The 17,985-nt window shown below is 72.9% G+C and carries 20 protein-coding genes; 12 read left to right on the top strand and 8 right to left on the bottom strand.

Annotated elements, in window-relative coordinates; translation table 11 throughout:
* Positions 1 to 64 precede the first annotated feature (64 nt).
* Positions 65 to 268 carry a hypothetical protein gene (locus tag ACULK4_RS00295; RefSeq protein WP_445963924.1) on the bottom strand — a complete coding sequence of 68 codons (204 nt, stop codon included), beginning with the start codon at positions 266 to 268 and terminating at the stop codon, positions 65 to 67.
* A 107-nt stretch (positions 269 to 375) separates the two neighbouring features.
* Here ACULK4_RS00295 and ACULK4_RS00290 point away from each other — a divergent pair, with 107 nt between their 5' ends.
* Positions 376 to 1,257, top strand: coding sequence for a carbohydrate kinase family protein (locus ACULK4_RS00290; protein ID WP_445963923.1), 882 nt, complete (start codon positions 376 to 378; stop codon positions 1,255 to 1,257).
* An 82-nt stretch (positions 1,258 to 1,339) separates the two neighbouring features.
* Here ACULK4_RS00290 and ACULK4_RS00285 read toward each other — a convergent pair whose 3' ends face one another.
* From ACULK4_RS00285 to ACULK4_RS00275, 3 genes are read right to left on the bottom strand one after another with little or no spacing between them, the layout of a single operon-like run.
* The gene (locus ACULK4_RS00285) at positions 1,340 to 1,780 is read right to left on the bottom strand and encodes a pyridoxamine 5'-phosphate oxidase family protein (RefSeq protein ID WP_445963922.1); all 441 of its coding nucleotides are present in this window, start codon (positions 1,778 to 1,780) and stop codon (positions 1,340 to 1,342) included.
* A 29-nt stretch (positions 1,781 to 1,809) separates the two neighbouring features.
* On the bottom strand, positions 1,810 to 3,249 hold the full coding sequence (locus ACULK4_RS00280; protein ID WP_445963921.1) for an MBL fold metallo-hydrolase RNA specificity domain-containing protein: 1,440 nt from the start codon (positions 3,247 to 3,249) through the stop codon (positions 1,810 to 1,812).
* Between the two features lie 2 nt (positions 3,250 to 3,251).
* Positions 3,252 to 4,088 carry a universal stress protein gene (locus ACULK4_RS00275; RefSeq protein WP_445963920.1) on the bottom strand — a complete coding sequence of 279 codons (837 nt, stop codon included), beginning with the start codon at positions 4,086 to 4,088 and terminating at the stop codon, positions 3,252 to 3,254.
* A gap of 123 nt (positions 4,089 to 4,211) precedes the next feature.
* Between ACULK4_RS00275 and ACULK4_RS00270 the strand changes: the two genes are divergently transcribed.
* Positions 4,212 to 5,144, top strand: coding sequence for a metalloregulator ArsR/SmtB family transcription factor (locus ACULK4_RS00270; protein WP_445963919.1), 933 nt, complete (start codon positions 4,212 to 4,214; stop codon positions 5,142 to 5,144).
* Positions 5,145 to 5,165: 21 nt separating this feature from the next.
* The gene (locus ACULK4_RS00265) at positions 5,166 to 5,582 is read left to right on the top strand and encodes an arsenate reductase ArsC (RefSeq protein ID WP_445963918.1); all 417 of its coding nucleotides are present in this window, start codon (positions 5,166 to 5,168) and stop codon (positions 5,580 to 5,582) included.
* A 253-nt stretch (positions 5,583 to 5,835) separates the two neighbouring features.
* Here ACULK4_RS00265 and ACULK4_RS00260 read toward each other — a convergent pair whose 3' ends face one another.
* Positions 5,836 to 7,203 (bottom strand): NAD(P)-binding domain-containing protein, encoded by a 1,368-nt coding sequence (locus ACULK4_RS00260; protein ID WP_445963917.1) that lies wholly within the window; start codon positions 7,201 to 7,203, stop codon positions 5,836 to 5,838.
* A 90-nt stretch (positions 7,204 to 7,293) separates the two neighbouring features.
* Here ACULK4_RS00260 and ACULK4_RS00255 point away from each other — a divergent pair, with 90 nt between their 5' ends.
* Positions 7,294 to 7,656, top strand: a complete 363-nt coding sequence (locus ACULK4_RS00255) for an ArsR/SmtB family transcription factor (RefSeq protein WP_445963916.1) — start codon at positions 7,294 to 7,296, stop codon at positions 7,654 to 7,656.
* 27 nt (positions 7,657 to 7,683) lie between these two features.
* Here ACULK4_RS00255 and ACULK4_RS00250 read toward each other — a convergent pair whose 3' ends face one another.
* Entirely contained in the window at positions 7,684 to 8,601 is a 918-nt protein-coding gene (locus tag ACULK4_RS00250) for a DNA-3-methyladenine glycosylase family protein (RefSeq protein WP_445963915.1), read from the bottom strand.
* Between the two features lie 80 nt (positions 8,602 to 8,681).
* Between ACULK4_RS00250 and ACULK4_RS00245 the strand changes: the two genes are divergently transcribed.
* From ACULK4_RS00245 to ACULK4_RS00230, 4 genes are all read left to right on the top strand, one after another.
* Entirely contained in the window at positions 8,682 to 9,773 is a 1,092-nt protein-coding gene (locus ACULK4_RS00245) for a trans-sulfuration enzyme family protein (RefSeq protein WP_445963914.1), read from the top strand.
* Positions 9,774 to 9,869: 96 nt separating this feature from the next.
* A complete protein-coding gene (locus ACULK4_RS00240) occupies positions 9,870 to 10,982 on the top strand; it encodes an iron-containing redox enzyme family protein (RefSeq protein ID WP_445963913.1) in 1,113 nt (370 codons plus the stop codon).
* Complete coding sequence (locus ACULK4_RS00235) at positions 10,979 to 11,296, top strand: CDGSH iron-sulfur domain-containing protein (protein WP_445963912.1); 318 nt, start codon at positions 10,979 to 10,981, stop codon at positions 11,294 to 11,296. Before ACULK4_RS00240 ends, ACULK4_RS00235 begins: the two co-directional genes overlap by 4 nt.
* Before the next feature lie 71 nt (positions 11,297 to 11,367).
* A complete protein-coding gene (locus ACULK4_RS00230) occupies positions 11,368 to 12,612 on the top strand; it encodes a cytochrome P450 (protein WP_445963911.1) in 1,245 nt (414 codons plus the stop codon).
* 56 nt (positions 12,613 to 12,668) lie between these two features.
* Here the strand turns inward: ACULK4_RS00230 and ACULK4_RS00225 are convergent, their stop codons facing one another.
* Both ACULK4_RS00225 and ACULK4_RS00220 read right to left on the bottom strand, forming a co-directional pair.
* The gene (locus ACULK4_RS00225) at positions 12,669 to 13,328 is read right to left on the bottom strand and encodes a BON domain-containing protein (protein ID WP_445963910.1); all 660 of its coding nucleotides are present in this window, start codon (positions 13,326 to 13,328) and stop codon (positions 12,669 to 12,671) included.
* Between the two features lie 62 nt (positions 13,329 to 13,390).
* Positions 13,391 to 13,882, bottom strand: coding sequence for an Hsp20/alpha crystallin family protein (locus tag ACULK4_RS00220; protein WP_445963909.1), 492 nt, complete (start codon positions 13,880 to 13,882; stop codon positions 13,391 to 13,393).
* A gap of 221 nt (positions 13,883 to 14,103) precedes the next feature.
* Here ACULK4_RS00220 and ACULK4_RS00215 point away from each other — a divergent pair, with 221 nt between their 5' ends.
* The 4 genes from ACULK4_RS00215 (at position 14,104) to ACULK4_RS00200 (ending at position 17,942) form a co-directional block, all read left to right on the top strand.
* Positions 14,104 to 14,559, top strand: a complete 456-nt coding sequence (locus tag ACULK4_RS00215) for a hypothetical protein (protein WP_445963908.1) — start codon at positions 14,104 to 14,106, stop codon at positions 14,557 to 14,559.
* A 63-nt stretch (positions 14,560 to 14,622) separates the two neighbouring features.
* Positions 14,623 to 15,618 (top strand): hypothetical protein, encoded by a 996-nt coding sequence (locus ACULK4_RS00210; RefSeq protein WP_445963907.1) that lies wholly within the window; start codon positions 14,623 to 14,625, stop codon positions 15,616 to 15,618.
* A 9-nt stretch (positions 15,619 to 15,627) separates the two neighbouring features.
* Positions 15,628 to 16,935, top strand: coding sequence for a DNA polymerase domain-containing protein (locus tag ACULK4_RS00205; protein WP_445963906.1), 1,308 nt, complete (start codon positions 15,628 to 15,630; stop codon positions 16,933 to 16,935).
* Positions 16,932 to 17,942, top strand: a complete 1,011-nt coding sequence (locus tag ACULK4_RS00200) for an SDR family oxidoreductase (RefSeq protein WP_445963905.1) — start codon at positions 16,932 to 16,934, stop codon at positions 17,940 to 17,942. The genes ACULK4_RS00205 and ACULK4_RS00200 overlap by 4 nt, the downstream gene beginning before the upstream one ends.
* Positions 17,943 to 17,985: the final 43 nt, after the last annotated feature.

Genomic DNA, 17,985 nt, shown 5'->3' with positions numbered 1-17,985 from the left:
GGGGGACTCCTCGAGGTGCGGCTTCCGGGGTGCACGTCAGCGTAGTGGACCCGACGCGCGCAGCTCAGCCCCGGAGCGGCTCGAGCTCGGGGTCGATCGCGCCGGCCTCGGCGAGCGCGAGCTCGGTTCGCAGCGTCGTCGCCCGCGTGTACGCGTTCAGGGCGCGGATGCCGGCGAGCACGAGCAGGAACAGCGCGATCGCGAGGGCGATGAGGACGCCGTACATCCCGACGGCGACGAGGTTGAACCAGAAGAAGGAGTCGGGCATCCCCCGACGCTAGCGGACCCCTGCCGTGCCGACGGTCGCGCCGCGGCATCCGTCACGGCAGGATGGACCGGGTGCCGCGACGCGCGCGGCGCGGACGGGAGCATCACGTGAGCGGCAGGGTCATCATCTCGGGGCCGGCGTCATGGAACGAGATCGTCCTGCTCGAGCACCTGCCCGAGCCCACGCCGCACATGCAGTTCGCGCTCGGCGACCACGAGACCGTCGGCGGCACCGGGGCGGGCAAGGCGCTCGGCCTCGCCGCGTTCGGCCGCGAGGTCGAGTTGCACACGCTCATCGGCACGGATGCCGACGGCGAGCGCCTGCGCGGCATCCTCGAGCGCGTGCCGAACCTCGAGCTGCACGCGGTCGACGGCAACCGCACCGAACGGCACCTCAACCTGATGACGCCGCTCGGCGGGCGCGTCTCGATCTACCTGTCGACGCCCGACGACCGCCCCGGCCCCGAGGATCACCGGCTCACGACCGCCATGGAGGATGCCGAGGCGATCGTGCTCGACCTGTCGGAACGGTCGCGGCGCATGATCCCCGACGCACGCGCGTCGGGCCGGCCGATCTGGACCGACGTCCACGACTACGACGGCACGACCGAGTTCCACCGCGACTTCATCGACGCCGCGCAGGTCGTGTTCATGAACGGCGACCGCATCGGCCCCGACCCGCTGCCGTTCATGCGCGGCCTGGTGGAGGGCGGCGCGCGGCTGGTCGTGTGCACGCTCGGCGCGCAGGGTGCGGTGGCGGTGTCGCGCGACGCGAAGGACGGCCCGGTCCGCGAGCATCGCGTCGACGCGGTGCCCGTCGAGGTCGTCGACGTGAACGGCGCGGGCGACGCGTTCATGTCGGGCGTGCTGCACGCGACGCTCGACGGCGCCGACGTCGACCGGGCGCTCGAGGTCGGCGCCGAGCACGCGGCATCCGCCATCGTCAGCCGGCACCTGCACTCGTCGCTCGACGCACTCATCGACGACTGAGGCGCGGTCGCACGAGACGACCGAGGCGACGGATGCCGCGGCGCACCCCCGCACCGCGGCATCCGCCTCGCCCTCGGGCCGCCTACCCCGCGGTGCGGCGGCGCAGGAACGCGCGACCGTGCACGTCGGTCGGCTGGATGCGGACCCAGCGGGGCTTCTCCTCCGGCGCCCACGGCGTGACGCCGAGCGTCTCGGCGTGCTCGATCTCGGTCGATCGCTCGAGCTGGCGGGCCTCGCCCTTGACGACGACGCTGTACGCCTCCTCGTCGTCGTACCCGTCGACCTGGAACGCGACGTTCGCGTGGATGGTGAGCTCGATCAGCTTCGTGCCCGGCGCGGTGCGGAACACGATCGCGGGACCGTCGACGCCCTCACGGTCGACCTTGTGGTTCACGGGGAAGATGTCGACCTCGCCCGCGGCCGACGCGGCGACGCGGCCGAACGGCGCGGCCTCGATGAGCCGCCAGCACTCGTCCTCCTCCAGATGGCGGGTGGGGGGACGGTCGTCGTCCTGCTCGTCCATGTGTCCTCCTCGGTGGTGTCGGTCGGTGGTCAGATCGAGGCGTCGATCGCGGTGACGGAGCCGGCGGCCGCGGCCGCGGCATCCGTCCCGATTCTCTCGTCCGGGGCGCCAACGGTCACGCGTTCGCCGTGCTCGGGCACGCGCGCGGGCCAGCCGAGCTCGTGCTTGATGCGCGCGCGCAACGCGTCGGCGGCGTGCGCCTCGCCGTGGGTCACGAACGTCTCGCCGGGGGCGGATGCCGCGCCGCGCAGCCACTGCATGATCTCGTCGGCATCCGGGTGGGCCGACATGCCCTCGATCATGACGACCTCGGCGCGGATCGGGACCTCCTCGCCGAACATGCGAAGGCTGCGCTCGCCCGCGACGAGCGCGGCGCCGCGCGTGCCACCCGCCTGGAAACCGGTCAGGACGATCGCGTTGTGCTTGTCGGGCCCGTAGGCCCGGATGTGATGCAGGATGCGGCCGCCGGTGAGCATGCCGCTCGCCGACACGATGATCATCGGCCCGCCGCGCAGGTTGAGCAGTTTCGAGTCGTCGACGGTGGTGATGCGCGTGGCGAGGCGGTACATGCGCGTCAGCTCGTCGTGGCCGAGGCGGTGCTCCTCGGGGTAGCGCTCGTAGATGGATGCCACGTCGACGGCCATCGGGCTGTTCAGGTAGATCGGCACGTCGGGCAACTCGCCGCGGTCGGCGAGGCGCGAGAGGTGGAGGAGCACGGTCTCGGTGCGGCCGACCGCGAACGCGGGAATGAGCACGACGCCGCCGCGCCCGGTGACGCGCGTGATGACCTCGCCGAGCCGGTCGGCCGGGTCCTCGGACGAGTGGCGGCGGTCGCCGTAGGTCGACTCGGTGACGAGCACGTCGCACGGTTCGAGGTCGGCGGGCGCCCGCATGAGCGGGTCGCGACGGCGGCCGAGGTCGCCGGTGAAGTGCAGCATGCGGCCGCCGGCCTCGAGGCGCACCTGCGCGGCGCCGAGGATGTGCCCGGCGTGCACGAACCGTACGTCGATGCCGCGCGCCGCGGCGTGGGACCCGCCGAAGTCGAGCTCGGCGAACCGCGGGATCGTCGCCTTCACGTCGGCGGACGTGTAGAGGGGCCGCGGATCGCGGTGCCGCGACCATCCGCGCTTCGCCGCATGACGCGCCTCCTCCTCCATGAGGTAGGCGCTGTCGGCGAGCATGACGCGGCACAGCTCGATGGTGCCGGGCGTCGCGATGATGCGGCCGGCGAACCCGTCGCGCACCAGCGCGGGCAGGTATCCGGAGTGGTCGAGGTGGGCGTGGGTGAGCACGACCGCGTCGATCGACTCGGGCGCCACGGGGAACGGGTGGCGGTTGCGTTCGCGGAGCACCTTGTAGCCCTGGAACAGTCCGCAGTCGACCAGCACGCGCGCGCCATCCGCTTCGACGAGGTAGCGCGAGCCGGTCACGGTGTCGGCGGCGCCGAGGAACCGGAGGGTGACGGCCATGGCTACTCGTTGTCGCTGACGACGATGACGGGCCCGACGGCCTCGAGCAGCACGTCGTGGCTCACCGAGCCGAGCAGGAACCGGGTCATGCCGCCGCTGGCGTGGCTGCCGACGATGACGACCCGGGCGGTGCGGGTGCGCTCGGCGAGGATCGGCGCGGCGCCGCCCTGCTCGAGCCGGCCGGCGGGAGCGCCGCCGAGGGAGCGGGCGTAGTCGAGCGCCTCGTCGAGCACGTCGCGGCGCATGTCCTCCATCAGCTGCACGTCGCCGAGGTACTCGACGTAGGCGGAGTTCCAGCTGGTCGGCACGACCCACGAGTGCACGAGTTCGAGCTCGTCGCCGGTGCGGCGGGCCTCCTCGACCCCGACGCGGACGGCGGCCATCGACTCGACGGAGCCGTCGACGCCGACGACGACGTTGCGTCGTTCGATGGCGTCCCAGTCGACCGGGATGACCGCGACGCTGCCGAGCGCGCGGCTCGCGGCGAGGCGCGCACCGAGCGTCCAGGCGGTCTCGCGGCCGTGCGACGAGGTGCCGACGACGACGAGCACGTCGTGTCCGAGGCGCGTGGCGAGCTCCCTGTCGGGGCGGCCGTGCACGGTCTCGGTCGTGATCGTGCGGCCGGGGTGCTCGGCACGGAGGGCCTCGGCGCGATCCATCAGGTCGATGCGCTGCTCGGAGAGGTCGCCGGTGGCGCGCAGGTACTCACTCGACTGGTCGCTGCCCGGGATGACGTGCACGAGCTCGAGCACCGCGTCGCCCTCGCGCGCGAGGCTCCAGCGCAGCGCGGCCTCGGCGTGGGGCGATCCGTCCCATGCGACCACGATCTTCGTGAACACCTGCACCACCCCTTCGCCGGTCGCCTCGGTGCGTCCTGTCTTCAGCCTTCCGGGCGGGGGGTCGCCGGGGTGGGCCGAAGGTCACTCGGCCGCGGCATCCGTCGCTTGCATAGACTGTGATCTATGGTCTCGGGGCGAGCGGATGCCGCGGTGAGCGGCCTCGCGCTGATCGCCGATCCGACCCGCGCCCGCATGCTGTCGCTGATCCTCGCGAGGCCGGACGGGCGCGCGACCGTGACCGAGCTCGCCGCGGAGCTGGGGCTCCGGCAGCCGACCGTGTCGCACCACGCGAAGGCGCTGCACGACGAGGGCGTGCTCGTGCGCACACCCGAGGGGCGACGGGCCTGGTACTCGGTCGCGCCCGACGAGGTCGAGCGGGTCGCCGACCTGCTCGGTGCGTCCGTTTCCGGCGCCGGCGCCGCGGGCGCTGCGGTGACGGATGCCGCGGTGCTCGAGCGGATCGCGCGAGACCTGGCCGCGCGCTTCGCCGGCGTGTTCGGGCCCGAGACGGTGTCGCGGTACGTGCGCGAGAGCCACGAGCTGCTCGCCGAGCGGTCGGGGATCACGCGTCGGCTGCCGTCGCTCACGGCGCAGTTCGCGGCCGAGCGGCTGACCGCATTGGCGGCCGCGGCGCCGGAGGGGTCGGCTGCGACGGGCGGGGTGCCGGAGGTGCTGTTCGTGTGCGTGCAGAACGCCGGACGGTCGCAGATGGCCGCGGCGATCCTGCGGCACCTGGCGGGCGATCGCGTGCACGTGCGCACGGCTGGGTCGGCGCCAGCCGATGCGGTGCGGCCGGCAGTCGTCGGCGCGCTCGACGAGATCGGCGTGCCGATCGGCGGCGAGTTCCCGAAGCCGCTCACCGACGAGGTCGTCCGCGCGGCCGACGTGGTCGTGACGATGGGCTGCGGCGACGCGTGCCCGATCTATCCGGGGCGGCGCTACCTCGACTGGGAGCTGGACGATCCGGTGGGGCTGCCGCTCGAGCGCGTGCGCGACATCCGTGATCGCATCGAAGCCCATGTCCGAGGGCTGCTGGGCTCGCTCGACATCGCATAGATCCTGGTCTATGCTTCTGTCATGACTTCGAAGCCCACCGTCCTCTTCGTCTGCGTCCACAACGCGGGTCGTTCGCAGATGGCCGCCGGCTACCTGCGGGCCCTCGGCGGCGACCGCGTCGAGGTGCTCTCGGCGGGGTCCGCGCCGAAGAACGAGATCAACCCGGTCGCGGTCGAGGCGATGGCCGAGGAGGGCATCGACATCGCCGGCAACACGCCGAAGGTGCTGACGACCGAGGCGGTTCGCGAGTCGGATGTCGTGATCACCATGGGCTGCGGCGACGCGTGCCCGATCTTCCCGGGCAAGCGCTACGAGGACTGGGAGCTCGACGACCCGGCCGGCCAGGGCATCGAGTCCGTGCGTCCGATCCGCGACGAGATCCGCCGCCGCATCGAGGAGCTCATCGGCGAGATCCTCCCGGAGGCCGCGACCGCCTGAGGCGTCAGGCGGGAACGAGGCGGTTCAGCGCCGCGCGGCCGCCTGCTCCTCCTCAGGCGGTGGGAAGCGCCATCGTCGCGGTCGATCGGAGATGCGCTCCCCACAGGTCGTGTCGTCGGGCCACGCTATCGACCGTGCGCGGCCCACGAGCGTTTCCCCGCCGCCCGGGTGGAATCGTCATGTCAGCCCGGCGCGGTGGGATCCTGCAGACGGTACTCGACTGCACCCGACTTCCCGGGTCAGGCGAGCGGCGTCAGCTGCAGCAGCTCGACTGCCCGGTGGCGGCGGCCACGGGCTCGGCGGCGCAGGATGCCGCGGCCCCGCCGTCCGCGGGCAGGCTCGTCGAGCACACGCCCGTCGCGGGCAGCACGAGGTCGACGTTGCGGGCCGCGGCCTCGTCGCCCGCGATCCAGGCGGTGATCGAGCGGACCTGCTCGTACCCGGTGGCCAGGAGGAAGGTCGGCGCGCGTCCGTAGCTCTTCATGCCGGCGAGGAAGAAGCCGGGCTCGGGGTGCTCGAGCTCGGCGAAGCCGTGGGGCTCGACCGTGCCGCAGGTGTGCACGTTCGGGTCGATGAGCGGGGCCAGCCGCCGAGGCGCCTGCACGATCTCGTCGAGCTCGAGGCGCACCTCGCGGAGCATGTCGAGGTTCGGGCGGAACCCGGTCGCGTTGACCACGAGGTCGGTCTCGTGCTCGACCAGGTCGTCGCCGCGCAGGCCGTACAGGCGCACGCCCGCATCCGTGCGACCCAGCCGCACCGTCTCGAACCGGTCCACGACCTCGATCCGGCCGGCCCCGACCAGCCGGTCGACGCGACGCCCGATCGTGGCGCGCGCGACGAGCTCGTCGTCGTCCGACGAGGTGACGCGCACCGCGCTCGCGTTCCGGATCAGCCACGTGATGCGCGTACCCGGCTCCTGCTCGGCCAGCTCGGCGAGCGCGAGCAGGGTGTTCGCTGCCGAGTGACCCGCGCCCACGACGGTCGTGCGCCGCCCGGCGAAGCGAGCGCGGTCGCGACCCAGCACGTCGGGCAGCGCGTGCGTCACCCGGTCGGCGACCTCGGGCAGCCCCAGCGGGTCGAGCCCGGACGACGCGAGCGAGTTCGGCTGGTCGTACGTGCCCGACGCGTCGATCACCGCGCGCGCCGTGAACTCCTCGACGCCGTCGGAGGACCGCACGCGGAGGAGGAACGGCGTCGCCGCCCGGTTCGCCGTGCGGGTCCGGTCCATGCCCTGCCGGGTCACCGCGTCGACCGTCACGCCCGTGCGGATCCGCGACGCGATCGACTCGAGTGCAGCGAGCGGCTCGAGGTACCGCTCGACGAGCTCCGCACCGGTCGGCAGCGACTCGGGTGACGGCAGCTCCCACCCGGTGGCCTGAAGCAGGCGACGCGACGCCGGGTCGACGACGAGCTTCCAGGGCGAGAAGAGCCGCGTGTGACCCCACTTGCGGATGCTGCTGGCGATCTCATCGCCCGCCTCGTAGATCACGAAGTCGAGGCCGCGCTCGACGAGGTTCGCGGCGGCGGCGAGCCCGACGGGTCCGGCGCCGATGATGGCGACGGGCAGGGTGTCGAGCCGACGCTCCTGCAGGCTGCTGGCGGTGAGGTCGATCAGGGTCATGGTCGGGTCGCTCCTATGCATCGATGAACTTCGATATTGAGACTGGCCCATACATCGAAGTTTGTCAATATTCAGGATAGGATGGCTCGCATGACGGTGAACCTGCTCCCGATGGTCGAGCCCGAGGCGACGGTGTGCTGCGCGCCCCTCACCCGGGAGACCATCGAACCCGAACAGGCCGACCTGCTCGCCCGCAAGCTCAAGGCCCTCGCCGACCCGACCCGGCTGCGACTCATCTCCATGGTCGCCGCGTCCGAGGGCGAAGAGGCGTGCGTGTGCGACCTCAACGAGCCGATCGGCCTCAGCCAGCCGACGGTGTCGCACCACCTGAAGATCCTGATGGAAGCCGGATTCCTCACGCGCAGCAAGCGCGGCACCTGGGCGTACTACAAGCTCGTGCCGGGCGCGCTCGGTGAGCTCTCGCAGCTGCTCGACGTGACCGCCTCCCGCTGAGCCCGGCCCGCGGCATCCGCTCGCCGCTCAGTAGGCGCGGTGGTCGACGAACGCCATGCGCGGCCCGCGCCGCGGCCGGCCCGGCACCCCAGCCGCCATCAACAGGCGGATGACGCGGTACCGCTGCCCCGCCCACGGCGCGAGCGCCTCGAGCATCTCGTCGTCGGTCATGTCGCGCCCGTGGAGCGCGTGGCCCACGTAGTCGGAGATGTGGTAGTCGCCGACCGACACCGCGTCGGCGTCGCCGAACGCGCGCTGCGCGACCTCGGCGGCCGTCCACACGCCGATGCCGGCGAAGTGCGTGAGCCGCGCCGTCGCCTCGGCGGGCGACAACTCGGCGGCCTCCTCGATGCGGGCCGCGTACGCGGCGACGCGCTGGACGGTCGCCGCGCGCCGCGGGTCGACGCCCGCCCGGTGCCATTCCCACGACGGGATGGCGCGCCATCCGCTCGCCGACGGCACCACCCGCATGGGCCGCGGCGTCGGGCCGGGCGCCGTCGACCCGAACCGCTCGAGCAGCCGACGCCACGACATGTGCGCCTGCAGCGAGATCACCTTCTGCTCGAGGATCGCCGGCACGAGCGCCTCCATGACGCGCGCAGTGCGCGGCACTCGCAGGCCCGGATTGCGGCGGTGCGCGTCGGCGAGCAGCGCGAGCCCGGGCGCGAACGCCGACGTGTCGTCGCGCTCCCCCAGCATCGACGGCGCGAGCGCGAGCGCTGCCGAGGCACCCGGACCCCACGCCTCGACGCGCATGAGGTCGCGACCGACCTGCCGCACGCGCAGCGTCGCCGCACCGGCATCCGTGAGCGACGTGCGCCACACCGACCCGTCGGGCCCGAGCGCGAACGTCGGATCGCCCGGCCCGCGCCGCAGCGACCCGAGCGTCTGCATCACGTCGGTCTCGTGCGGCGCCCGCCAGTCGAGCGCGAGGTCGGGGGTCACCACTCCAGTCTGCGCCCTCCCGCCGACGCACGACCCGGCGATGGGCGAGGATTGCAGCACGCACCCACCCGAGGAGCCCGATGACCCACGACGACGACACCCTCCACCCCGAGACGCTCGCGGTGCACGCCGGCCGCCCCGAGCGCACGCCCGACGGACCGCTCAACACGCCCGTGCACCTCACGTCGACCTACTCGGCAGGCGGCCCCGTCGCCTACGGCCGCTACGGCAACCCGTCGTGGACGGCGTTCGAGGAGGCGCTCGGCGCACTCGAGGGCGGCCGCTGCGTGTCGTTCGCGTCGGGCATCGCCGCGATCGCCGCGGTCTTCGACCTCGTTCCGACCCGCGGCGTGGTCGTCGCCCCGCGCCACTCCTACACGGGCACCATCGGGCAGCTCGACGACCTGGCCGCCGCCCGCGAGGTCGAGGTCCGCTACGTCGACGTGCGCGAGACCCAGGCGGTGACGGATGCCGCGGCCGGCGCCGACCTCGTCTGGATCGAGTCCCCCACGAACCCGGCCCTCGAGGTCGGCGACCTCGACGCGATCGGCCGTGCCGCGCACGACGCCGGAGCCCTGTTCGCGGTCGACAACACGTTCGCGGGGCCGCTGCTGCAGCATCCGCTCGACTCGGGCGCGCACCTGTCGGTGCACTCGGCCACGAAGTCGATCGCCGGACACAGCGACGTCCTCATGGGCGCCGTGATCGGGCGCGACGACGAACTGCTCGCCCGCATCGAGCAGCGGAGGCGGCTCAACGGCGCGATCCCGGGCGCGTTCGAGGCGTTCCTCGCGCTGCGCGGGCTGCGCACCCTCCCGGTGCGGCTCGAGCGCATGCAGTCGACCGCGAGGGCGATCGTCGACGCGCTCGAGGGGCATCCCGCGCTCGAGGAGGTGCGCTACCCCGGCTTCGGCACCATCGTGTCGATCGTCGTCCGAGGCGGGGCGGATGCCGCTGAGCGCGTCGCCGAGTCGACGCGCGTCTGGGTGCACGCCACGAGCCTCGGCGGCGTCGAGTCCACGCTCGAGCGCCGCCGGCGTTGGCCGTCGGAGGCCGAGACGATCCCCGAGGGGCTCGTGCGCCTCTCGGTCGGGCTCGAGCACCCCGGCGACCTCGTGCGCGACCTGCGCCGCGCGCTCGACGCCGCCGCCCCGCCCGTCGCGGTCGACTGAGGGGTAGACCTGCGCGGAAACGCGGTCAACCCCCTGCGTGCCTTCAGGGGCCGGTCGTAACGTTGAACACGGGGGACGAAGGCGAGGAGGGACCGCGTGACACTGACGAACGCGCCGACGCCCATCGAGCCGAACGGGACCGGCATTCCGAAGCCGGAGACGCCCGACGAGGCGATCCCGGTCGCGGCCGACCCCATGCGCCCCATGGCGCCCCCCGCGCCGCGCGGCCCTCTCAGCGCCGCCCTGCTGCGCACCATGACCCACCAGCGCCTCGCCGGCCTCGACCTCGTCGATGCGAGCGCCACCGGTGCCCTCGCGCGCACGCGCGACGTGCTCGACGACGACGACATCCAGCTCGCGCTGTTCCTCCTCTACGAACTGCACTACGGGGGCATCGAGGGAGTGCCCGACAGCTGGGAGTGGGAGCCGAGGCTGCTGCAGGTGCGAGGCGACCTCGAGCGGGCGTTCGAGATCGCGCTCCGGGGCGCCGTGCCCCAGCCGGCTGCGACTCGCGGCGTGCCCGAGGCGCTCGCCGAGCTCGTGTCGCTCGACGACAGCCCGGGCCTGTCCGCCTACGTCGAACGCGACGCGACCGCCGACCAGGTGCTCGAGGTGCTCGCGTGCCGCTCGATCTACACGCTCAAGGAGGCCGACCCGCACTCCTGGGCGATCCCGCGCCTGCACGGCCCGGCGAAGGTCGCGCTCGTCGAGATCCAGGCCGACGAGTACGGCGATGGTCGCCCCGAACGGCAGCATGCGGCGATCTTCGCGAAGGCGCTTCGCGGCGCCGGACTCGACGACCGGTACGGCGCGTACGCCGACCACGTGCCCGCACGGGTCTACACGTCGATGAACCTCATGTCGTACTTCGGCCTGCACCGGCGCTGGCGCGGTGCGATCGTCGGGCACCTCGCGGCCTACGAGATGACCTCGACCATCCCCTGCCGGGCGTACGCGCGCGGACTGCGGCGACTCGGGTTCGGCGACGACGTGGTCGACTACTTCGACGAGCACGTCGAGGCCGACGCCGTGCACGAGCAGCTCGCCGCGAACGACCTCGCAGGCGGCCTGGCCGAGACCGAGCCGGCCCTCGTCGACGACATCCTCTTCGGCGCGTCGGCGTGCCTGACGATCGACGGCCGGCTGTGGGGCGGCATTCGCGACGCGTTCGAGCGCGGCGAATCGGCGCTGCGGATGCCCCTGCCATGAGCCGCGCGGCCCGCGGCGCGGCATCCGCTCGACCGGTCACGGTCACGGCCTGTGCGAACGGGCCGCTCATCGTGCGCGGCGACGTGGACCTCGTGGACGAGCGCGGCGACCCCGTCGAGGCGCCGCGGCGGACGATCGCCCTGTGCCGGTGCGGTGCGTCTGCGATCCGCCCGTTCTGCGACGGCTCCCATCGGACGATCGGATTCCGCACCGAGCCGCCCGCCCGCACGCCCGCCGTGACGCTCGCGGACCCGCTCACGCCCGTCGAGGCCGCGCAGCGCGCCGAGCGGGACGCCCTCGACGCACCCCGCTGAAGCCGGGTCCACGGGCGGACACGCGTCAACCCCCTTGCCGCGTCCGGGTCGATCCGGCCTACCGTGGAACGATGAGCGACACCCCTACCGTGATCCCCCGCTCACCCGCCCCCGACGACACGCTGGCGTTCCTGAAGGACGGGTACCTGTACGGCACCCGCCGGTTCCGGAAGCTCGACGGCGACGCGTTCGAGGCACGGCTGGCCGGGACCCGAGCCGTCGTGATGCACGGCCGCGAGGCGGCATCCGTCTTCTACGAGGACGACCGCTTCTCGCGCGAGCGCGCGATGCCGTCGTCGGTGCAGCACCTGCTGCAGGACGAGGGCAGCATGCAGACCCTCGAGGGCGAACCGCACCGGCACCGCAAGTCGATGTTCATGCGCATGCTCGACGAGGCGAGCGTCGCGCGGCTCGTCGAGGCGTTCGAACGCGAGTGGGCCCGGGTTCGAGCCGAGCACGCCGGCCACGAGGTGCCGCTCTACGACGTCGGCAACCTCGTGCTCACGAGGGCCGCGCTCGCGTGGTCGGGCGTGCCGGCCCAACGCGTCGACGACCGCGAGCTCGCGGGCCGGCTGGCCGCGATGGTGGATGCCGCGAGCACGATCGGTCCGGTCAACTGGGCCGCGCGCGTGCGACGGCGCCGGGCGGAGGACTGGGCCGCCGAACTCGTGGCCGACGTGCGTGCCGCCCATGTCCACGCCGATCCCGCGTCCGCGATCCGCACCATCGCCGACGGCTCCGACGACCACGGCGCGCCGCTGCCCGAGGAGGTCGCGGCAGTCGAGGTGCTCAACCTGCTGCGCCCCATCGTGGCGGTCAGCCGGTTCCTGGTGTTCACGGTGCACGCCATGCACACGCACCCGCAGTGGCACGCCGTCGTCGAGTCCGATGCGGACGCCGCGACGCGCGTCACGAACGAGGTGCGCCGGCACTACCCCTTCTTCCCCGTCATCGCGGGCACCGTGCGGCGGCCGTTCGAGTGGCGCGGGCGCGAGTTCGAACCCGGCGAGCGCGCCATCCTCGACCTCTACGCGACCAACCACGACCCCCGCAGCTGGGACGAGCCCGGGCGCTTCCTCCCCGAGCGGTTCGAGGGGTGGGACGGCGACCCCAACACGCTCGTGCCGCAGGGCGGCGGGGATGCCGCGACGGGTCACCGCTGCCCGGGCGAAGCGGCCACGATCGCGCTCACCGCCCGGTTCGCGCAACTCGCCGCGAGGCGCCCGTTCTCGGTGCCCGACCAGGACCTCCGCATCAGCCTGCGGCACATCCCGGCGCTGCCGATGGACCGCATGCGCGTCGAGATGCGCCCCTGAGCGGAACGGCCCGGCCGGTCCCCCGAGCGACCGGGCCGCCGCTGGTCCGGACGCGGCTACGGCACCACCGCGATGTGGTTCTCGACGTGCTCGACGTGCGGCGACGCCCACGCCGCCTCCTCCGCCTGCGCCCGCTCGAGGTACGACGACACCCATCCGGTGAGCTTCACGGTCGTGCCCTCGGCGGCGACGTCGACGTGGTTCGCGTCGATCACCGCGTGCCGGACGAGCGCCCTGCGGATCCGCTCCGCGGTGTCGTCCGCGGACGGCTTCCGCTGGAGGGCGATCCGGCTCTCGACGGAGTGCACGCCGGGGATGCGGCTCACCGCTCCGCGAAGGCGCTCCCGCTGCGCGTTGAACTCGACCTCGCCGGTCAGGAGCACCGTGCGACCGCGCACCTCGGCGTGCACCGACGCGGCGCCCGGTCCGGCCGCGGCGATCTCGTGCTTCACCGCACGGGCGACGAGGTCCTCGTCGGGCTCCCGGTCGCGGTCCTCCTTCACGGCGAGATCGTCGACCACCGTCGTCACCCCGCGGACGCGTTCGGCGGCTCGCACGGCCTCGGCGTGCTCCCAGAGGTTCGCGACGCTCCCGGTCAGTCGCACCGCGCCGTCGTCGACGGAGACGCCGATGCCGGCCCAGTCGAGCCCGGGGGTCCAGTCGAGTTCCTCCTCGACCCACATCTTCACTTCGTCGTCGGTGTACCGGTCGGCCATGTCGTGCTCCCCCTCGTCTCGGTCGTGGTGCCGTGCGGATGCGGCGCGCGGTGGTGCCGTGCTCAGGCGGTCGCCGTCTCGCCGCCGCCAGGCTCACCGCCGCGGGACTCGCCGCCCGCGGACTCGCCGCCCGTGGACGTGATCGAGACCTTGCGCGGGCTGGGCAGGGCACGATACGGCACCGTCACACGGAGCACTCCGTTCTCGAAGTGGGCGCTGACGGCCTCCTCGTCGGCGAGCTCGGGCAGTTCGATGCGCCGGTAGTAGCTCGTGCTGCTCTCGCGGACGACGTACTTCTTCTTGTCCTTGTCCTCTTGCTTCTCGCGCTTCTCGGCCTGGATGACGAGTGCGCCCTGGTCGACGTCCACGTCGATGTCGCCTTCGCTGAAGCCGGGCAGGTGCGCCTCGACCGTGAGCTTCTGGTCGTCCTCGGTGTAGATGTCGGTCGTCGGCGCGGATCGCCGCGTCTGGTTCAGCCAGCTCCCCGAGAACAGCTGTCGCTGCAGGGCGTCCAGCTCGGCGATCGGGTCGAAGCGGATGACATTTCGGGCCATGGTCCCTCCTCCTTCGGTGTGCGGCGGCGTCCGTCGCCGCCGCGGTCGGCTCGTGGGATGCGGTCGGCTCGGTCGGTGATCACGAGGTGGACGCGCGCGCACCGCGCCCGGCCGCTGCTTCCATGGTGCGCGCGCAGGCCCGATGATGCCGGGGCTTTGGTCCCCCCGGACGGGGTGCGGAGACGGGATGCTGGCGAGCGAACCCATCGAGGGGGTGCCGGATGTCGCTGCAGCGTGTCGCGCGGATCGTTCTGCTGGCCGCGCTGGCGTTCACGGCCGTCACGTCGATGCTGGGCGGCGCGATGCTGGTCGCCGGGTCGCTGGCCGACCTCGGCGAGTCGCCGATCGCGATCCCGGACTCCTACCTCGAGGGGTCGCCGTTCGCGTCGACGCTCGTTCCCGGACTCGCGCTCGCGCTCGTCGTCGGCGGCACGCAGGCCGTCGCGTTCGTGATGGTCGCCCGGCGGATGCGTTGGGCGATGGTCGCGTCGGCGATCGCGGGCTTCGGCATCCTGACCTGGATCTTCGTGCAGATGGTCTACATCCCGTTCAGTCCGCTGCAGGCCGTGTACTTCGCGCTCGGCTTCGTCGAGCTCGGGGCGGTGCTGGTCCAGCTCGACGTGCTTCACCCGTGGGTCCACGCGCGCACGACGCGCGACCGGGGCACGGTTCCCTGACGCCGGCATCCATGCCAGTCTGGGAGCGGCGGCACACGCCGTCGAGCACGAGATGAGGTCGCCATGGCCCGGTTGCCGCGACGCTCCCCCTTCGCGGGTCGGCACGCGCGCGCGGGCGTGTCGTTCCTCGCCGTGGCGGTGATCCTCGCGGCGACGAGCGTGTCGGTCGACCTCAGCGTCCTCGGTTTCGCCTCGGCGGAATGGCGCACGATCGTCGCGACGGCGTCGCACGCGCTCGAGTTCGCCGCGGTGTGGGTCGCGCTGCCGCTCGGGGTCGCCCTCCTCTTCACTGCCGGGGAGCCGGCGGGATGGCGACGGGCGGTGGCAGTGGCCGCGGCCGTCGCGGCGCCCATCGCGGTGCAGCTCTCGGGTGCCGCGCGCTCGCCGTTCCTCATCCTGATCGCGCTGGCTGCCGCGGTCGGCGGCTACGCGCTCATCGTCTTCGGCCTGACCGAGCATCGCCGCGACGACTCCCTGCCGGGTCGTACGACGACCGCGATCGCGGTGCTCGCCGCAGCGAACCTCGTCGTCATCGCGCTCGGCACTCTGCATCTGCTGTTGTGGAACCCGCTCGCGCGCGTGCCCGCGCTGGACGCCTCGCAGATCTACCTCGTGCTCGGCGAGGGGCCGGGCGGCGTCGACGGCGGCCCGGTCGCGTGGGCGATCGTCTCGACGCTGGCCACCGTCGCGGCCGCCGTATCCGCCTTCGTCGGCGCACGGCGCGGGACGGTGAACGCGCACCTCGTGGTCACGGGCGGGCTGCTCCTGATCCACGCCACGAGCTTCTTCCTGTGGTGGGCGGGCATCGGGATCGGCGAGGACCTCGCGGCCGCGTTCGGCGGGTCTGCTGGCGACGCATCGCCGGCCGGGTCCCTCATCGCCCTGGCGGGGGCGTCCTGCCTCGCCGCGGCGATCCTGATCCAGTTGCTTCCGGCGGCGGTCCCGGTCGACGATGAGGCCGATGCCGCGGACCGCGACGCCGACGGGGAGGGCGACGGGCCCGCCGATCACGGCGGCGACGGCGGGGTGCCCCTCGCTCCGGCATCCGTCACCTCATAGTGTGGTGTCGTGGCGGCCGCGAAGGATGACGCGGTGGTCCTCGACGTCGAGGGCCACGACGTCCGCGTGAGCCATCCGGGCAAGCTGGTCTTCCCCGAGCCCGGCCTCACCAAGCTCGACCTCGTCGAGTACTACGTGGCCGTCGCCGAGGGCGCGCTCCGTGGCGCCGGCGGGCGCCCGATGGTGCTGAAGCGCTTCGTGAAGGGCATCGCGAAGGAGCCGTTCTTCCAGAAGCGCGTGCCCGAGAACCACCCCGACTTCATCGACACCGCCACGCTCCGATACGCGTCGGGCACGTCGGCTGAGGAGGCGGTGGTGCGGGATGCCGCGGGCCTCGCATGGGTCGTGAACCTCGGCTGCCTCGACCTCAACCCCCACCCGGTGCGAGCGGAGGACCTCGACCATCCCGACGAGCTGCGCGTCGACCTCGATCCCATGCCCGGCGTCGACTGGTCGCAGATCGTCGACGTGGCGATGGTCGCGCGCGACGTGCTCGACGACCACGGACTCGTCGGCTGGCCGAAGACGTCCGGGTCACGCGGCATGCACCTGCTCGTGCGCATCCGTCCCGAGTGGGAGTATCCGGAGGTGCGGCTCGCCGCCGAGGCGCTCGCGCGCGAGGTCGAGCGGCGCGCACCCGGGCTGGCGACCGCCCGCTGGTGGAAGGAGGAGCGCGGCGAGAGCGTGTTCGTCGACTTCAACCAGAACGCGAAGGACCGCACCGTGGCATCCGCCTACTCGATCCGGCCGTTGCCGGACGCCCGGGTGTCGACGCCGCTCGACTGGAGCGAGGTGCGCACCCGGCGGCCGGAGGAGTTCACGGTCGCGACGGTGCTCGAGCGGTTCGCCGAGCGGGGCGACCCGCATGCCGGCATCGACGATGCGGCGGGCGGCCTCGAGGGACTGCTGCGCCTCGCCGACGAGCTCGGGCCCGCCGAGAAGGCACCGCGCGGGTCGGGCGGCTCGGGCGGCTCCGGTCGACGCGAGTCCCGGATGCCGCTCATCGAGGTCGCGCGCACCGAGACGAAGCCCGAGGCAGTCGACGCGCTCGAGCGCTGGAAGGCCGCGCATCCCGACGTGGTCCCGCACCTCTCCCCCGCCGACGTCATGCTCGACGGCATGCGCGGGTCGAGCTCGCTCTGGTACCGCGTGCGCGTCAACCTGCAGCACGTCCCCGAGGGCGAACGTCCCGAGCAGGAGCCGCTCCTCGTCGACTACGACCCCTGGGCGGGTCGCGCGGGCCCCCCCGCGGGTCGAGTAGGACGCGAAGCCGCACCACCGGAAGACGGTGTGCGAAGTGGGAACATGGGCGGATGACCGCGAAGCGGATCCTCTTCATCGGCGGCAGCGGCGTCATCAGCTCGGCGTGCGTCGCCCGTGCCGTGGCGGTCGGGCACGACGTGACCGTCCTCAACCGCGGCGGGTCGTCGAGCCTGAGGCCGCTCCCGGCCGACGTGCGACAGGTGGTCGGCGACATCCGCGACCCCGACTCGGTGCGCGAAGCCCTCGGGCACGGCGGCGGCGACCCGCTCGAGTTCGACGTCGTGTGCGAGTTCACCGCGTTCACGCCCGATCACGTGCAGGCCGACGTCGACCTCTTCGAGGGGCGCATCGGACAGTACGTCTTCATCAGCTCCGCCTCCGCGTACCAGACCCCGCCGAGCCGGCTGCCGGTGACCGAGTCCACGCCGCTCGTGAACCCCGTCTGGCAGTACTCGCGCGACAAGATCGCGTGCGAGGACCTCCTCGTCGCGGCCGTCCGCGAGCGCGGCTTCCCCGCCACCATCGTTCGCCCTTCGCACACCTACGACCGCACCCTGCTGCCCACCGCCGGCCACTGGACCGATATCGCCCGAATGCGCGCGGGCAAGCCGGTCGTCGTGCACGGCGACGGTACGAGCCTCTGGACCATCACCCACCACGCCGACTTCGCCGTCGCGTTCGTCGGCCTCCTCGGCAACCCGATGGCCGTGGGCGACAGCTTCCACATCACCGGGGACCACGCGCCCACCTGGAACCAGATCTACGGCTGGCTCGCGGATGCCGCGGGCGTCCCCGATCCCGAGCTCGTGCACGTGGCATCCGCGACCATCGCCGCCGTGCACCCCGAGTGGGGACCGGGCCTGCTCGGCGACAAGGCGCACTCGATGGTCTTCGACAACAGCAAGGTGAAGGCGCTCGTGCCGGAGTTCCGCACGACGATCACGTTCGACGAGGGCGCCCGGCAGATCATCGCGTTCCACGATGCGCGCCCCGAGCTGCAGGTCGTCGACCCGGCGACGGATGCCGCGTTCGAGCGCATCCTCGCGCTGCCGCGACGCTGATCCCGGTCAACCCGTTCCACCGCGCGGTACACCGGACTAGCCT

It is taken from the genome of Agromyces selenitireducens, from assembly GCF_052748465.2.
This window is presented reverse-complemented; position numbering and strand designations above follow the sequence as displayed.

What these genes read in the sequence shown, in the direction of transcription:
- ACULK4_RS00295 (WP_445963924.1), bottom strand. Translation starts at nt 268, where the DNA reads ATGCCCGACTCCTTCTTCTGGTTCAACCTCGTCGCCGTCGGGATGTAC.
- ACULK4_RS00285 (WP_445963922.1), bottom strand. Translation starts at nt 1,780, where the DNA reads ATGGACGAGCAGGACGACGACCGTCCCCCCACCCGCCATCTGGAGGAG.
- ACULK4_RS00280 (WP_445963921.1), bottom strand. Translation starts at nt 3,249, where the DNA reads ATGGCCGTCACCCTCCGGTTCCTCGGCGCCGCCGACACCGTGACCGGC.
- ACULK4_RS00270 (WP_445963919.1), top strand. Translation starts at nt 4,212, where the DNA reads ATGGTCTCGGGGCGAGCGGATGCCGCGGTGAGCGGCCTCGCGCTGATC.
- ACULK4_RS00265 (WP_445963918.1), top strand. Translation starts at nt 5,166, where the DNA reads ATGACTTCGAAGCCCACCGTCCTCTTCGTCTGCGTCCACAACGCGGGT.
- ACULK4_RS00260 (WP_445963917.1), bottom strand. Translation starts at nt 7,203, where the DNA reads ATGACCCTGATCGACCTCACCGCCAGCAGCCTGCAGGAGCGTCGGCTC.
- ACULK4_RS00255 (WP_445963916.1), top strand. Translation starts at nt 7,294, where the DNA reads ATGACGGTGAACCTGCTCCCGATGGTCGAGCCCGAGGCGACGGTGTGC.
- ACULK4_RS00245 (WP_445963914.1), top strand. Translation starts at nt 8,682, where the DNA reads ATGACCCACGACGACGACACCCTCCACCCCGAGACGCTCGCGGTGCAC.
- ACULK4_RS00235 (WP_445963912.1), top strand. Translation starts at nt 10,979, where the DNA reads ATGAGCCGCGCGGCCCGCGGCGCGGCATCCGCTCGACCGGTCACGGTC.
- ACULK4_RS00230 (WP_445963911.1), top strand. Translation starts at nt 11,368, where the DNA reads ATGAGCGACACCCCTACCGTGATCCCCCGCTCACCCGCCCCCGACGAC.
- ACULK4_RS00225 (WP_445963910.1), bottom strand. Translation starts at nt 13,328, where the DNA reads ATGGCCGACCGGTACACCGACGACGAAGTGAAGATGTGGGTCGAGGAG.
- ACULK4_RS00220 (WP_445963909.1), bottom strand. Translation starts at nt 13,882, where the DNA reads ATGGCCCGAAATGTCATCCGCTTCGACCCGATCGCCGAGCTGGACGCC.
- ACULK4_RS00215 (WP_445963908.1), top strand. Translation starts at nt 14,104, where the DNA reads ATGTCGCTGCAGCGTGTCGCGCGGATCGTTCTGCTGGCCGCGCTGGCG.
- ACULK4_RS00210 (WP_445963907.1), top strand. Translation starts at nt 14,623, where the DNA reads ATGGCCCGGTTGCCGCGACGCTCCCCCTTCGCGGGTCGGCACGCGCGC.
- ACULK4_RS00200 (WP_445963905.1), top strand. Translation starts at nt 16,932, where the DNA reads ATGACCGCGAAGCGGATCCTCTTCATCGGCGGCAGCGGCGTCATCAGC.